This window comes from Marisediminicola senii, assembly GCF_011057645.1.
Taxonomy (GTDB): Bacteria; Actinomycetota; Actinomycetes; order Actinomycetales; family Microbacteriaceae; genus Marisediminicola; species Marisediminicola senii.
Map to the genome: position 1 here is coordinate 1 of NZ_JAALGE010000059.1, position 13917 is coordinate 13917.

The 13917-nt window shown below is 67.5% G+C and carries 14 protein-coding genes and 1 tRNA gene; 5 read left to right on the top strand and 10 right to left on the bottom strand.

Features of this window, described 5'->3' with window-relative positions; all coding sequences use genetic code 11:
- Both G5S38_RS13975 and G5S38_RS13980 read right to left on the bottom strand, forming a co-directional pair.
- Positions 1 to 1117, bottom strand: a 1117-nt coding sequence (locus G5S38_RS13975; RefSeq protein WP_165069874.1) for an MMPL family transporter, incomplete at its 3' end; no start/stop codon positions are given.
- Between the two features lie 14 nt (positions 1118 to 1131).
- Positions 1132 to 1695 (bottom strand): TetR/AcrR family transcriptional regulator, encoded by a 564-nt coding sequence (locus tag G5S38_RS13980; protein ID WP_165069876.1) that lies wholly within the window; start codon positions 1693 to 1695, stop codon positions 1132 to 1134.
- Between the two features lie 129 nt (positions 1696 to 1824).
- Between G5S38_RS13980 and G5S38_RS13985 the strand changes: the two genes are divergently transcribed.
- Complete coding sequence (locus tag G5S38_RS13985; protein WP_165069878.1) at positions 1825 to 2010, top strand: hypothetical protein; 186 nt, start codon at positions 1825 to 1827, stop codon at positions 2008 to 2010.
- 38 nt (positions 2011 to 2048) lie between these two features.
- Here G5S38_RS13985 and G5S38_RS13990 read toward each other — a convergent pair whose 3' ends face one another.
- From G5S38_RS13990 to G5S38_RS14010, 5 genes are all read right to left on the bottom strand, one after another.
- Positions 2049 to 2843 (bottom strand): FadR/GntR family transcriptional regulator, encoded by a 795-nt coding sequence (locus tag G5S38_RS13990; protein ID WP_235929089.1) that lies wholly within the window; start codon positions 2841 to 2843, stop codon positions 2049 to 2051.
- Positions 2844 to 2917: 74 nt separating this feature from the next.
- The gene (locus tag G5S38_RS13995; RefSeq protein WP_165069880.1) at positions 2918 to 3706 is read right to left on the bottom strand and encodes a 3-oxoacyl-ACP reductase; all 789 of its coding nucleotides are present in this window, start codon (positions 3704 to 3706) and stop codon (positions 2918 to 2920) included.
- A gap of 68 nt (positions 3707 to 3774) precedes the next feature.
- Positions 3775 to 5124, bottom strand: a complete 1350-nt coding sequence (locus tag G5S38_RS14000) for an aldehyde dehydrogenase family protein (RefSeq protein ID WP_165069903.1) — start codon at positions 5122 to 5124, stop codon at positions 3775 to 3777.
- An 80-nt stretch (positions 5125 to 5204) separates the two neighbouring features.
- Complete coding sequence (locus G5S38_RS14005) at positions 5205 to 5957, bottom strand: gamma-glutamyl-gamma-aminobutyrate hydrolase family protein (protein ID WP_201276701.1); 753 nt, start codon at positions 5955 to 5957, stop codon at positions 5205 to 5207.
- A 31-nt stretch (positions 5958 to 5988) separates the two neighbouring features.
- Complete coding sequence (locus tag G5S38_RS14010) at positions 5989 to 7356, bottom strand: glutamine synthetase family protein (protein ID WP_165069883.1); 1368 nt, start codon at positions 7354 to 7356, stop codon at positions 5989 to 5991.
- A 212-nt stretch (positions 7357 to 7568) separates the two neighbouring features.
- Between G5S38_RS14010 and G5S38_RS14015 the strand changes: the two genes are divergently transcribed.
- Positions 7569 to 9191, top strand: a complete 1623-nt coding sequence (locus G5S38_RS14015) for an amino acid permease (protein ID WP_165069886.1) — start codon at positions 7569 to 7571, stop codon at positions 9189 to 9191.
- Between the two features lie 34 nt (positions 9192 to 9225).
- On the opposite strand, the gene G5S38_RS14020 is transcribed toward G5S38_RS14015, so the two are convergent.
- The 3 genes from G5S38_RS14020 to G5S38_RS14030 all read right to left on the bottom strand — a co-directional run bounded on the left by G5S38_RS14020 (position 9226) and on the right by G5S38_RS14030 (position 10826).
- Positions 9226 to 10167: a hypothetical protein gene (locus tag G5S38_RS14020; RefSeq protein ID WP_165069889.1), complete on the bottom strand. Its 942-nt coding sequence runs from the start codon at positions 10165 to 10167 to the stop codon at positions 9226 to 9228.
- Positions 10168 to 10257: 90 nt separating this feature from the next.
- Positions 10258 to 10680: a GNAT family N-acetyltransferase gene (locus G5S38_RS14025; RefSeq protein ID WP_165069891.1), complete on the bottom strand. Its 423-nt coding sequence runs from the start codon at positions 10678 to 10680 to the stop codon at positions 10258 to 10260.
- 70 nt (positions 10681 to 10750) lie between these two features.
- Positions 10751 to 10826, bottom strand: a tRNA-Lys gene (locus tag G5S38_RS14030).
- 760 nt (positions 10827 to 11586) lie between these two features.
- Between G5S38_RS14030 and G5S38_RS14035 the strand changes: the two genes are divergently transcribed.
- The 3 genes from G5S38_RS14035 (at position 11587) to G5S38_RS14045 (ending at position 13816) form a co-directional block, all read left to right on the top strand.
- A complete protein-coding gene (locus tag G5S38_RS14035; RefSeq protein ID WP_165069894.1) occupies positions 11587 to 12141 on the top strand; it encodes a hypothetical protein in 555 nt (184 codons plus the stop codon).
- Positions 12138 to 13304 carry a helix-turn-helix domain-containing protein gene (locus G5S38_RS14040; RefSeq protein ID WP_201276699.1) on the top strand — a complete coding sequence of 389 codons (1167 nt, stop codon included), beginning with the start codon at positions 12138 to 12140 and terminating at the stop codon, positions 13302 to 13304. The genes G5S38_RS14035 and G5S38_RS14040 overlap by 4 nt, the downstream gene beginning before the upstream one ends.
- Positions 13305 to 13558: 254 nt before the next feature.
- Complete coding sequence (locus tag G5S38_RS14045; protein WP_165069897.1) at positions 13559 to 13816, top strand: DUF6998 domain-containing protein; 258 nt, start codon at positions 13559 to 13561, stop codon at positions 13814 to 13816.
- Positions 13817 to 13917 lie beyond the last annotated feature (101 nt).

Consider the following 13917-nt stretch of genomic DNA (forward strand, 5'->3'; position numbering starts at 1 on the left):
GAGATGTGAAAAAGAGACGGGGGGGGGGGGGTGCGGCCCCCCCCCCCCCCCCATGGGGCTGGGGGGCCGGCCCCACCGCCCGGGGGTGGCCCCGCGACCCCGGCTTCGGGGCGAGCTTCGCACCCGCCAGTCCGAGCATGGCCGGCGCGAGGGTGGTCGCGACGCCGATCGCGACAAGCACGGCGAACGCCGCCCCGACGCCCATCACGCTGAGGAACGGGATGCCCACCACGAGCAGGCCGAGCAGCGCGATGATGACGGTGACCCCGGCGAAGACGACGGCGCTTCCCGCGGTGCCGACCGAGATTCCGGCCGACTCCTCGGGGTCCATGCCCTCGGCGAGCTGATTTCGATGCCGCGACAGGATGAACAGCGAGTAGTCGATGCCGACCGCGAGCCCGATCATCAGCGCCAGCAGCGGCGCGGTGCTCGAGACGGTCGTGAACGCCGAGATGGCGGTGATGCCGCCGATGACGATGCCGACGCCGAGCAGGGCGCTGAGCAGGGGCATGGATGCCGCGCGAATCGACCCGAAGGTGATGAGCAGCACGATCCCGGCGAAGATCACGCCGAAGACCTCGGAGATGGTGATGCCGAAGGTGTTGTCCTGAAAGACCTGGCCGCCGAATTCGACCCGCAGGCCGGCATCCTCGCCGATCTCGGCGGTGTCGGTGAGCTGCTCGAGGTCTTCGGGGGTCACGTCGGTCGCCGCGCCGTCGAACTGCACCTGGATGCGCGCCATCGACTCGTCGTCGGTGACCGCCACGCCCGCGTACTCGTCGAACGGTCCCATGGCCGAGTCGACGCCACTCACGTCGGAGATCGCCGCCACCATGTCGTCGATCGGCCCGGTGTACTCGTCGTCGGTGATCAGGGTGCCGTCGGGTGCCACCAGAACGGCCTGCGCGCTCGCGCCCGCCACCTGCGGGAAGACCGCCTCGAGCCGGTCGAGGGCATCCTGCGACTCGGTGCCGGGGATGTTGAACGATTCCTCGGTCTGGCCGCCGAGGGCGAAGCCGCCGCCGAGCACGGCGACGAACAGCAGGAGCCATACGCCGATGACGGTCCAGGCGCGACGGTAGGCGAAGCGCCCGATTCGGTAGAGGAGAGTGGCCATGGTGGTTCCCTGGGTCAGCGGTTCGCACCCGCGCCGACCGGCGCGAGCAGTTCGGTCATGATGGTGACGAGAGCGGCCCTGGTCTCGTCGATGGGCGTGTCGTTGATTTCGAGCGACTGCTGGGAGCAGAGCATGTAGGCGGCGCCGCCGAGGGCCACGCCGAAGCGCATCTTCTCGACGGTCGACGCGGTGTTCGACGCGAAATACTCCGCCAGCCGCTGGATGAGGGCGTTGGCGCGGTCGATCACCGGCACGTCGACGAGCGACGGGCCCTGGTTGATGAACATGTGGATCTCGAGCCGGTGGTCGAGGAGGAAGTCGGTGAAGCCGAGGAGGAAGCGCTCGCGGGCCCGGGCGGTGAGGGAATCGGCCTCGAGCTCGATGAGCATGCTCTCGAGCCGGTCGATGGCGGGCGCGATGGCCGCCTCCAGCAGCAGCTCCTTCGAGGTGAAGTGGTAGAGCACGGCGGACTTCGACACCCCCGCGACATCGGCGATGCGGTGGATCGAGGTTCCGGCGTATCCGGCTGCGGCGAACTCCGCGAGCGCGATGCGGCGGAGGTCGCTGGCGTTGGACATCCCACGATGCTAGCTGACCGATCGGTCAGCTCCTGTCCGATCGGTCAGGACTGCCAGCGTTCGCCCAGCCTGAGCGGATCGGGGTAGCGTTGGACCCCCGGGATCGTGCCTCGGAATATTGGAGGACCAGTGCGCAAGTTCATCTTCAGCAGCAGTGTCATCGCCGCCGTGTTCGGCGGATGGAGCACGGTGCAGGCCACTCGCCGCGGACCGCGTGACTGGCGCCTCGCCCTGATGTGGGTGAGCTGGGCGATCTCGCTGGCCATCGCCATCGGCACGGTGCTCGACGAGGACAGCCGCGACGACCTGGTCTAGCACCAGACCGCTCGGCTCCTAGCCAGACCGCTCGGCTCCTAGCCCAGAAAGCCGCGGATCAGGGCCGCCGACCCGTCGAGGTGCTCGCGCATCGCCGCGGCGGCACGGTCGGCATCACCGGTGAGGATCGCGATCACCACCGCTTCGTGCTGCTGGTTGGAGTGCCCGATATTCGGGTCGAGCAGCGGAATTCGGTCGAGCAGCGCGTTCACGGTCGTGCGATTGTCGGCGACCAATGGAACGAGCGACCCGAGGCCGGCGAGCTCGGCGATGGTCAGGTGCAGCCGAGAGTCCAGCCGCCGGTAGTCCTCGGTCGACGCGGCGGCCGTCTCGCCCAGCCTGCGCCACAGCGACTCGCGCTCCTGCGCGCTCAGCGTCCGCCCTGCCGCAGCGCGTGCCGCCCCCGTCTCGAGGATCTCGCGCAACCCGAGCGCGTCGTCGATCCCGGCCGCGGTCACCTCGGCATCGGCGACCGCGTCTTCGACGGCGTTGGCGACCCCGGCGGGCGGCAGGGTGGCGCTGACGAAGGTGCCGCCGTACCGCCCGCGGCGCGACACGACGAACCCCGCGTCGGCGAGCGAACGGATGGCGTCGCGCACCGTGTCGCGACTGACCGCGAACCGCGCCGCGAGGTCGCGTTCCGCCGGCAGCGCATCGCCCGGCGCGACCAGCCCCAGGCGGATGGTCTGCAGCAGCCGGGCGACGGTCTCCTCGAAGGAGTTGCCCGCGCGCACCGGCCGGAACAGCGCGTCGTCGGCGAGGCTGAGGCGGGGTCCGTCGTCGCCTGCCGCGTCACCCGGGTCGCCCTGGTCGCGCGGCGCGGCATCCATCACGGCGCCAGCCCCATCAGAGCAGCCCGATCACAGCGCCAGCTCCAGCACAGTCCCCGCCGATCACAGCGCCCCGATCACAGCGGGGTCACGTAGGCCGCGCTGATGCCGCCGTCGACCATGAACGTCGTCGCGGTGATGAACGACGCGTCGTCGCTGGCGAGGAAGGCGACGGCCGCCGCCAATTCCTCGGCGCGCGCGAATCGTCCCACCGGGATGTGCACCATGCGCCTCGCCGCCCGCTCGGCGTCGCTCGCGAACAGCTCCTGCAGCAGCGGGGTGTCGACGGGCCCAGGGCACAGCGAGTTGACCCGGATTCCCTGCCTCGCGAACTGCACGCCCAGCTCGCGGCTCATCGCGAGCACACCACCCTTCGACGCGGTGTACGAGATCTGGCTGGTCGCCGACCCCAGCACGGCCACGAACGACGCGGTGTTGATGATCGACCCGCTGCCCTGCGCGACCATGTATCGGAGCGCCGCCCGGGAGCACAGGTACACCGACTTGAGGTTGACGTCCTGCACGCGCTGCCAGGCCGGCAACTCGGTGGTCTCGATGGAGTCGTCCTCCGGCGGCGAGATGCCCGCGTTGTTGAAGGCGATGTCTACCGACCCGTACGCCTCGTTGGCCGCGGCGAACAGCGCGTCGACCTGGGCCTCGTCGGTCACGTCGACCTGCACGAACAGCCCGCCGACCTCCTCGGCGGCGACGGTGCCAGTGGCCGGGTCGAGGTCGCCAATGACGACCCTCGCGCCCTCCGCGGTGAGCCGGCGGGCCGTCGCGCGCCCGATGCCGCCCGCGCCGCCCGTGATCACGGCGACCTTTCCGGCGAGGCGCTGCGTGAGGTCGATCGGGGTGATTGCCATGGTGCTCCTGGGTCGTGGTGCTGGTGGTGGTGCTGGTACGGGTACGTCAGTGAGGGTGCGGGCGCCGGTCAGTCGGTGCTGATGAAGACGTTCTTGGTCTCGGTGAACGCCTCGGCGGCGGCGGGTCCGAGCTCCCGGCCGAGGCCGCTCTGCTTGAACCCGCCGAACGGGGTCGAATAGCGCACCGCCGAGTTCGAGTTGACAGACAGGTTTCCGCTCTCGATGGCACGAGACATCCGGATGCCGCGACCGAGGTTCTGCGTCCAGATCGAGCCGGCCAGGCCGTAGTCGCCGGCATTCGCCAGCGCGATGGCGTCGGCCTCGTCACGGAACGGCAGCACGCTCACCACCGGGCCGAACACCTCCTCGGTCGCGACCGGGTCTGTGCGGTTCGGCAGCAGCACGGTCGGCGCGAACCAGAACCCCGGCCCGTCGGGTGCCGTGCCGCGAAAGGCCACCGGTGCGCCGTCCGGCACGTACGACCGCACCTTCTCGCGGTGCGCGGCGGAGACGAGCGGACCCATCTCGGTGGTCTCGTCGTCGGGCGAGCCGACCCGGAAAGCCTGCACGGCGGGCTCGAGCAGCTCAAGGAACTTCTCGAGCACGCTCTCCTCGACCAGGATGCGACTGCGCGCGCAGCAGTCCTGGCCCGCGTTGTCGAACACGGCAGAGGGCGCAGACGCCGCGGCCCGCTCGAGGTCGGCGTCGGCGAACACCACGTTCGCGCTCTTGCCGCCGAGCTCGAGGGTCACCGCCTTCACCTGGTCTGCGCACCCGGCCATCACTTTCTTGCCGGTCGCGGTAGAGCCCGTGAAGACGATCTTGCGGACCCCCGGATGCGTCACGAAGCGCTCCCCCACGACCGGGCCGCGGCCGGGCAGAACCTGGAACAGCGCCTCGGGAAGGCCCGCCTCGAGTGCCAGCTCCCCGAGCCTGATGGCGGTGAGCGGAGTCCACTCCGCCGGCTTCAGCACCACGGCGTTGCCGGCGGCGAGCGCGGGCGCGAATCCCCAGCTCGCGATGGTCATCGGAAAGTTCCACGGCACGATGATGCCGACGACGCCGATGGGTTCGAGGAAGGTCACGTCGATCCCGCCCGCGACGGGAATCTGGGCGCCCAGCATCCGTTCCGGGGCCGCCGAGTAGTACTCGAGCACATCGCGCACGTGCCCGGCCTCCCAGCGCGCCTGGGTGATCGGGTGCCCGGAGTTCGCCACCTCGAGGCGCGCGAGCTCCTCGACGTGGTCGCCGACCACCGCGGCGAACCGGCGCAGCGCCGCGGCCCTGGCGGCGGGAGGCAGCGCTGCCCAGGCCTGCTGCGCGACGGTGGCGCGGGCGACGGCCTCGTCGACCCGCTCGATGGTGCTGTGCTCGACGTCGGTGATGAACCGCCCGGTCGCGGGGTTCACGAGGGTCATGTGGGTGTCGCCCGAGGCCGGGCCGTCGCTGGCCGTCACGCCGCTGGGCGCTGCGCTGGTGCTGGCTGCGCTGGTGCTGGTCATCTGGCTGCCTCCACGAGGGCGTCGAACAGGCGGCGGTCGGCGGCATCCTGCTCTGGATGCCACTGCACGCCGATCCCGAAGGGATGGGTTCCGAGCTCGACGGCCTCGATCACGCCGTCATCCGAGACGGCCGAGACGGTCAGCGGGTCGGCGACCCTGTCGAGCGCCTGGTGGTGGTAGCACTGCACGCTGAGGCCACCGGCGACCGAGCCGAGCACGCTCGACAGGCGACTGTCGGTGCCGACGGCCACGTCGACCGCGCCGAATTCCGCCGGGGCGGGCCGGTACCGCTCGGAGCCGACGACGTCGGGCAGGTGCTGGTGGAGCGTTCCGCCGAGGGCGACGTTGAGCACCTGGGCGCCGCGGCAGATGGCGAGGAAGGGCAGCCCCCGCTCGATCGCGCGGGTGATCAGCGCCTTCTCCCACGCGTCCCGGTCCTCGCGCGGTGCCCCGGTCTCGGCGTGCGGATCCTGTCCGTACAGCGCGGGGTCGACGTCCGCTCCCCCGCTGAGCACGAGGCCGTCGATGCCGTCGAGCACCCGGTCGACGATCGCGTCGCTCACCGGCTGGGGAGGGAGCAGTATCGCGATGCCGCCGGCGGCGGTCACCGAGTCGAGGTAGACCTCCGGCAGGAACGCGGCCCGCACGTCCCAGACCCCGGTCTGTGCCTGTTCGAGGTAGGTGGTGATGCCGATCAGCGGCGGGGGCGACGTCTGGTCGTTCGCGGTGCCCTCGGGCGCAGCATCCACTGTCGTCCTGTGGTCTTCTGTCAGCACGGGGTCAGAATCGCTCGAAGCCACGCACGCGCTCCCAGTCCGTGACCGCGGCGTCGTAGGCGGCCACCTCGATACGGGCGTTGTTGAGGTAGTGCTCGACGACGTCGTCGCCGAACGCCTCGCGGGCGATGGCCGACTCGCCGAAGAGGGCGGCGGCCTCCCGCAGGGTGGTCGGAACGGTCGGCGCCGCGCTGCCGTATGCGCTGCCCTCGAGCATCGGTTCGAGCTCCAGCTCGTGCTCGATGCCGTACAGGCCGCCGGCGATGAGCGCTGCGACGGCGAGGTACTGGTTCACGTCGCCCCCCGGCACCCGGTTCTCGACGCGCATGCCGAGGCCGTGGCCGACCACGCGCAGCGAGCAGGTGCGGTTGTCGAGCCCCCAGGCGACCGCGGTCGGCGCGAACGACCCCTCGACGTAGCGCTTGTAGGAGTTGATGTTCGGGGCGAAGAACAGGGTCAGTTCGCGCATGGTCTTGAGCTGCCCCGCCATGAAGTGCCGGAACATCGCCGACATGCCGTGCTCGGCGTCGGGGTCGGAGAGCACCGCGCTGCCGTCGGTTCCGCGCAGGCTGATGTGGATGTGGCAGCTGTTGCCCTCGCGCTCGTTGAACTTGGCCATGAAGGTGAGCGACTTGCCGTGCTTGTCGGCGATCTCCTTGGCCCCGTTCTTGTAGATCGAGTGGTTGTCGCACGTCACGAGCGCCTGGTCGTACTTGAAGGCGATCTCCTGCTGGCCGAGGTTGCACTCCCCCTTGACCCCTTCGCAGTAGAGCCCCGCGCCTTCCATCCCGACCCTGATGTCGCGCAGCAGCGGCTCCATGCGGGTGGAGGCGAGGATGGCGTAGTCGATGTTGTAGTCGCTCGACGCGGTGAGCCCGGTGTACTTCTTCTTCCAGGCGTCGCGGTACGAGTCGTCGAACACGATGAACTCGAGCTCGGTGCCGACGAAGGCGTCGAGTCCGCGCTCCGCGAGCCTGGCGAGCTGCGCCTTGAGTATCTCGCGCGGCGATGGCCTGACCGGTGCCTCGTCGAGCCAGGTCAGGTCGGCGATGACCATGGCCGTGCCCGGAATCCACGGTACGAGCCGCAGGGTGTCGAGGTCGGGGATCATCGCCATGTCGCCGTAGCCCTTCTCCCACGACGAGATGCGGTAGCCGTCGACGGTGTTCATTTCCACGTCGACCGCCAGCAGGTAGTTGCAGCACTCGGCACCGTGCGCGCTGATCTCGTCCTTGAAGAACCGCGCGGCGACCCGCTTGCCGATGAGCCTGCCCTGCATGTCGGTGAACGCGACGATCACCGTGTCGATCTCGCCGCGGTCGATGAGCGCGTTCAGCTCGTCGGTCGACAGCATTCCCGTTCGGTTCGACATGGCAGTGTCTCCGTTCTCGTGTGCGCCCCCCGACGCGGTGGTCGCGCATCGTCAGTCTGTCAGTAACCGACCATTGGAGCGATCATGGATGCCGCGGCATCCGCCCGGGTGTAATCAACTGTTAACACCCAAAGGTAGACACTCGGTACCAATAGGTCCATGCTCGGGTTCACGCTGGCCCCCGCCAGCGATTACTTCGTGTGGAGGAACGCATGGCGGAGAACGGCAACCGGAGCGTGTCGGGCGTCACCTATCGCAAGGCCGAGGAGGGCTACTTCGAGAAGCGCACCCTCAAGCGGTCGGCGGGAATCTGGGGACTCTGGGGGCTCGCGGTCGCCGCGGTCATCTCTGGTGACTTCTCTGGCTGGAACTTCGGCATCGACTTCGCGGGCTTCGGCGGCATGCTCATCGCCTTCGCCCTGCTCGTCGTCATGTACTACGGAATGATCTTCAGCATCGGCGAGATGGCGGCCGCGATGCCGCACACCGGGGGCGCCTACTCGTTCGCGAGGTCGGCCATGGGTCCGTGGGGCGGCCTCGTCACCGGGCTCGCCGAGACCATCGAGTACGTCGCGACCACCGCGGTGATCGTGTTCTTCTCCGCACAGTACGCCGACGGGATCACGAGCGAGCTGCTCGGCTTCAGTCTCGCCGACACCATGTGGGTGTGGTGGATCATCCTCTACGTGGTGTTCATCGCCCTCAACTCGGCGGGCGCCGTGATCTCGTTCCGGTTCGCGATCGTCGTATCGGTCATCTCGATCGCCATCCTGCTGGTGTTCTCGGCGATGGCGCTCTTCTCCGGCATGTTCAGCTGGGACAGCCTGTTCGACATCCCGCCCGACGAGGGCCAGTCGGCGTTCCTCCCGCACGGCGTGCTGCCGATCCTGTTCGCCCTGCCCTTCGCCATGTGGTTCTTCCTCGGCATCGAGGCTCTCCCGCTCGCCGCAGAGGAGTCGCACAACCCGATCCGCGACATCCCCAAGGCCGGGTTCTGGGCACGCGGCACCCTCATCGTCACCGGGCTCCTCGTGCTCTTCCTCAACACCGGCGTCATCGGCGCGCAGGCCACCGCGGTGTCGCTCGAGCCGCTGCTCGACGGTTTCCGCGCGATGGTCGGAGACGGCGCGGCCGCGATCCTCGCGCTGTTCGCCCTGATCGGGCTGCTGGCGTCGCTGCAGGGCATCATGTTCGCCTACGGGCGCAACATGTACTCCCTCTCCCGGGCCGGCTACTACCCGAAGTTCTTCTCGCTCACCGGCAAGCGCCAGACCCCGTGGGTGGCCCTCACGGTCGGCGCGGTCATCGGGTTCATCGCGCTCGTCATCCTCGACATCCTGTCGCGGGTCGACGAGGAGGGCGCGGGTGCCGTGGCCGGGGCGATCGTGCTGAACATCGCCGTGTGGGGAGCGGTCGTCGCCTACCTGCTGCAGATGGTCTCGTTCATCATCCTGCGCCGCCGGTTCCCCAACGCGAAGCGCCCGTACGTGAGCCCGTGGGGCGTGCCGGGCGCGGTCATCGCGATCATCATCTCCGGCCTCATCTTCATTGGCTTCCTCCTCAACGAGACGTTCCAGCCGGCGATCATCGCCATCGCGATCGTCTACGCGCTGATCCTCGTCGGCTTCGCGGTCTACGGACGCACCCGCCTCGTGCTCTCCCCCGAAGAGGAATACGCCCTCAGCGGCGGGCTGCACGGCGACCCGCAGGAGGAGGGCTACGACGCGATGGAGACCGAGATGTTCGGAGGGCCCGGCACCGGTACCGGCAGCAGCACGGGCACCGGGTCGAAGTCCGGCACCGGCACGGGCACCGGGTCGGGTAGCCAGGCCTGACCCCGCGGACCGGGGGCGACGACCGGCCGCCGGCTCACTCGGCGCAGGCGGCCCGCACGAAGTCGTAGAGCGCGGCGGCCACATCGGGCGAGGTCGCCACCGCGATCTCGCCCACGGGTTCGCCCGCGGATTCGCCCGCCGGGTCGCCAGCGAAGCCGACCCTGAGCGGAATGATCGTGCCGCGCTTGTCTTCTGCAATGGCGTGCGGATCGCACCGGTTCGGCACCAGGTCGAGCTCGATCGTGCTGGGAGCTGAGGCGGCATCCACCACCCGCCCTAGCTCGCGCGCATTCACGAGCTCGCCCGTCATGGGATCGAGCTGGGCGAGCAGGGTGGTTCCGCGGGCCGATTCGATGGTGAATGCACCGTCGGCGCCGGTCGGGTCGATCGCGATGGTGAGCCGCGCGACGAGGCGGTCGCCATCCTGGGCGATGACAGGCGGGGTGGATGCCGCGATCGCCGCGATCCGCGCGGCCCGCACCCCGGTGCAGTCCTCCATCCGCAGCGCCGGCAACCGGTCGAAGCGGTCACCGGCCGCTACGACGGCACGCACCGGACTACCGTCGGCGAGGGTCATCGCGAGCTCGACGGTCGCGGGTGTCGGGGTGCCGGCCTCGGCACAGTCGGGTTGCGACAACGACACCGGGAGGTTCGCCCTGGTGCCGGGGCGCACCGTCGCGGTGTCGCCCTCCCACGGCATCGGGTCGACGAACTGGGCCGCCTCGAGCGTGGCCGACGTCACCGTCACCGTCTCGCCGGATTCGTTCGACACCGCGACCTGTATCCGGCGCGGCGCGACGTCGCTGCGGTTCTGCACGAGGTCGACGGTGATGCCGTCGGGGAGGGTGCCGGCCGAGGGGCCCGGTGGGGAGCTCGCGCCCGCGCCAGCGCTCGCGCCCTGAGATTGGCTCCGGGGTGGGCCGTCCGACACACCGCAACCGACCAGCATCGCGGCGAAGAGCGCAGCCGCGCTCATCACGTGGACTGTCCGGCGGTGGTGAAGCGCGATCACCCGATCAGTGTGCACCCGCAGGGCGGCGATGGCCACGGGATGCGGCACCGTGGTTCAGCGCAGCACCAGGTGCATCCCGGTGCGCCCCGGCGCGACATCCTCGAACCCGCGGGATTCGTAGAGCCGACGCCCCGGCGGATCGGCGGTCAGGGTGACGTACGCCCCGGCGGGAACCCGGTCGCGAATCTCGTCGAGCAGCGCATCGAGGATCGCGCTGCCGATGCCCTGTCCCTGGTGTGCGGGCAGGGTGGCCATGTCGGCGATGAGAAAGTACCAGCCGCCGTCGCCGACGATGCGGCCCATGGCGACAGTGTTGCCGTCGGGCGCCGTCACACTGCGGATCGCCCAGCTGCCGGCGATCGCTGCCTCGCCCTGCTCGGCCGTCTTCGGGCTGAGTCCGGATTCAAGGCGCAGCGCGCAGTAGTCCTCGACCGACGGAGCGACCGTATGCAGCCGGTACCCGGGAGCGAGAGTCACCGCATTGGCCTCCGCGGGTTCCCGACCGACGACTGGCGCACAGGCGATCGAAGGAGCGATAGATGTTTCGTGGTGCACCCCCTGGGACTTGAACCCAGAACCCACTGATTAAGAGTCAGTTGCTCTGCCAATTGAGCTAGGGATGCGTACCGAGTCGCCACTTGGCCGAGGACCCCGCCGTTACGGGTGGATGTCGCTCTGCGCCGTCAAGTTTACCCCGGTCTGGCTCCGTCTATTGCCGGGTAGCTCCCGTTGCTTTGTGGAGAGTTTCTGGCGAGCGGGTCAAGTTCGCCACTCACCCGCCGTCAGCCGCGTCGAACGCGCTTCAACTCGGCCAATGCAGTCGGGCTCCCATCTGTCGAATGAATGGCTCCAATGTTGCGAGGCGTCCACTGGGAGTTCTGCGAAAAACTCGCTTCGTGCAAGACACATCTGCGCGAGAGCCAAGTTACGACGGCATCACGCCCGGGTCCGCGCTCCATGGGATTGATCAGCCTCGGCCAAGAGAGGCGGCCTCACGAAGAGCTGCTCGAAAGATAGGGAGTCGCTCCATCCGCTGGAGTGGCGCTGGTCATGCTTACCTGACCCTCTTCTCTTCGGCTGGCACTTCACGCACTTCACGGCCACCTGATCACCGCTTTTATGATCGATTTACGTAACTAACTGAAGTTTAGTGATACCTTATGGTCCTACCCGAAACGCGGAGGCGACATGACGCAACACCCGGCGAGACCCTGGCACGGCGAGTTCACAGACGAAAGCCTCTCCAACGTTCGGCACGCTATTCCGCTTGGCATTCATCGGAGCCAGACTCGCAGCGCGAACGCCCACACGGCGTATGGCGATAAGGATGGCGACAAGTACGTGTACGGGGCCGGCGTGTCCCGAGGTGTGTACAAGGAGCTCGTGGAATTACTGAGTGAAGTGCCCGGCTTCCGCGAGGTCGAGGTCGACGGGAGTCGCAGAAAACTGATCGCTATCGAGAATGTCCATCTCTATCCGCTGCGCATCGGCCCAAGAATGCCTCGAAACCATCAGCGAGTGCGCATCTCGTATATGCCCGAACAACGTCAGGAAATGTTCCGGGGCTCGAACACGACCAAGTTCGATGAGCCGGCGCTGTTCGACGATCTCCACTCACCCACCCCCGACGATCCTGCGAGCATCAGCGAGGCACTCGCGCACCAGGATCGGATTGATGAGCGCAAGGCTCTCATCGTCGCATACTACAGCTGCACGCCCGCGGGAGTCGGCTCGATTTACTGGGCACCAGCCAAACTGTCCGGCACTCACTATCTTGAATTTGCATCGCCGGAGAGTTTGACGTACGTAGTGGAATCCGAAAGCTCCACAACACGACCAGCATCGACCGAAGTCGGCTCAAGAATATTTGCAGACGGCACTCGTCCGCGTACCTCAACCAAACTCCGCACCACCCCGAAGGACCCTGATACTCGATGATTGACGCCGTGAACTTCGGCTTCGACCGGACGTCTTTGCAGGAGATCGCGAGAGTTTTCGACCCATCACGGCTGATTCAAGCCCGCCGACTGAGCCGACTAACGAAGACCGATCTGCATCGAGCGGTCGGAGTATCCGCAGCGGCGATCGGTCAATATGAACGCGGAGAGGCGACTCCGCGCGTTGACACCCTGATCTCCCTGGCCAAAGCGCTCAACGTGCCCCCGGATTTCTTCGCGCTCGGGCGACCGCGCGCGCGGCTGGACGTCGCTCAAGCTTCATTCCGCAGACTACGAGCGACATCCGTGGCTCAGCAGCAGCAAGCCGTCTCTTACGCCGAGCAGGTATGGGAGCTCAGTAGCCATCTTGAACAGAGCGTGGAGTTCCCCGAGGTGAACCTCCCCCAGTGGGCGATGACAGATGAACACGAAATGGCTGCGCGCCCCGATCCCATCACCGCGGCTCGGCAAGTCCGGAAGCACTGGGGACTTGGCGTCGAACCGATAAAGTTTCTCGTCTATGAACTCGAGCAGCACGGCATTCTCACCGTGTTCTTCTCGATGAAGGAGGATGAGAACTCAGACGAGAAGAGCCGCATCGACGCTTTCTCGACGAGTTCACTTCCTCGGCCTATCATCGTGCTTACGCCTGACAAGGCAAACGATGTGATGCGGCACAGGTTCTCGGCGGCGCACGAACTTGGGCACATTGTGTTGCATCGCTGGCACCCGGGTTCGAATGCCGAGCTTGAACGGGAAGCGGATGCTTTCGCAGCAGAGTTCCTGACGCCACGGGACATTATCCGCACCGAGCTACCAACCCGATTTAGCCTTGGCAAGCTCGAGGGGATCAGCCTTCGATGGGGAGCGTCGATAAAATCGCTCGTCTTCCGCTCAAAGGAGCTCGAACTCATTTCGGAGGCTACTGCGCGCCGTGCGTACGTCACGCTCAACTCGCTCACAAAGGACGGAACGATCCGACCGCAGCCAGTCGAGAATTTCCCCGGCGAACAACCTGAACTACTCAAGAACGCCCTAGAGGCTCTGGAAGAGGCAGGTATCCCGATCTCGCAGATCGCTCGCGAACTGCATGTGACGCCGAAACATGTGCGCCGAGTCGCTGGAATCAAGGACACGCGACCGAAGTTACGCCTGGTCCGATAGGGAAGGGTCTGCGGGCGCCCTCAAGCAGCCGAAGAGCGTTCGTACGGCGGCCCCGAAGGCGACACGGCCAGATCGAGGCAGGGTTGGCTCAGTGGGGGTGGGCGCTCCACGCCGGAGGTCAGCACGTCGACTTCTGCTTAGAGCGGTTCGATCAACAAGGAGGCGCCTTGACGGCGAGAGGTAACGGTTCCGCCCAATGTCTCTCACCCATTCCAGTCCTGAGCCAGGACGATCGCGACCTGTAGCGTGAGATCGTGACTGATTTTGACCTCGAAGCACTGGCGCTCTCGGAGCTTTTCGACCTGCATGCCCGCATCCAGCGAGAGTTTGGCAGGCGCGGCGTTGCACGCACGTCCGGTGCTATCCAGGGCGAGGTCGGCGAGGGGTTGGCACTTGCCGTCTACGGCGGCACGCTGCCGCCTCCGGGAACGAAGGTATATGACCTGACCGATGCGCAGGGGCGTCTCGTTCAGGTAAAGACCCGCACGGTCAAGTCCCCGGTGGTGGTGTAGCGGTGTCCTTCGGTTTGGGGGTTAGGCGCTGAGTCCGAGGGCGGGTTCGGTGGTCACCTCGGTTCCGGTGTCGGGGACGAGGGTGAGGCGGGATCTGGCGA

Excerpts from the sequence above, each read along its gene's own strand:
- G5S38_RS13980 (WP_165069876.1), bottom strand. The coding sequence starts at position 1,695 with ATGTCCAACGCCAGCGACCTCCGCCGCATCGCGCTCGCGGAGTTCGCC.
- G5S38_RS13995 (WP_165069880.1), bottom strand. The coding sequence starts at position 3,706 with ATGGCAATCACCCCGATCGACCTCACGCAGCGCCTCGCCGGAAAGGTC.
- G5S38_RS14000 (WP_165069903.1), bottom strand. The coding sequence starts at position 5,124 with ATGACCCTCGTGAACCCCGCGACCGGGCGGTTCATCACCGACGTCGAG.
- G5S38_RS14010 (WP_165069883.1), bottom strand. The coding sequence starts at position 7,356 with ATGTCGAACCGAACGGGAATGCTGTCGACCGACGAGCTGAACGCGCTC.
- G5S38_RS14015 (WP_165069886.1), top strand. The coding sequence starts at position 7,569 with ATGGCGGAGAACGGCAACCGGAGCGTGTCGGGCGTCACCTATCGCAAG.
- G5S38_RS14020 (WP_165069889.1), bottom strand. The coding sequence starts at position 10,167 with ATGAGCGCGGCTGCGCTCTTCGCCGCGATGCTGGTCGGTTGCGGTGTG.
- G5S38_RS14040 (WP_201276699.1), top strand. The coding sequence starts at position 12,138 with ATGATTGACGCCGTGAACTTCGGCTTCGACCGGACGTCTTTGCAGGAG.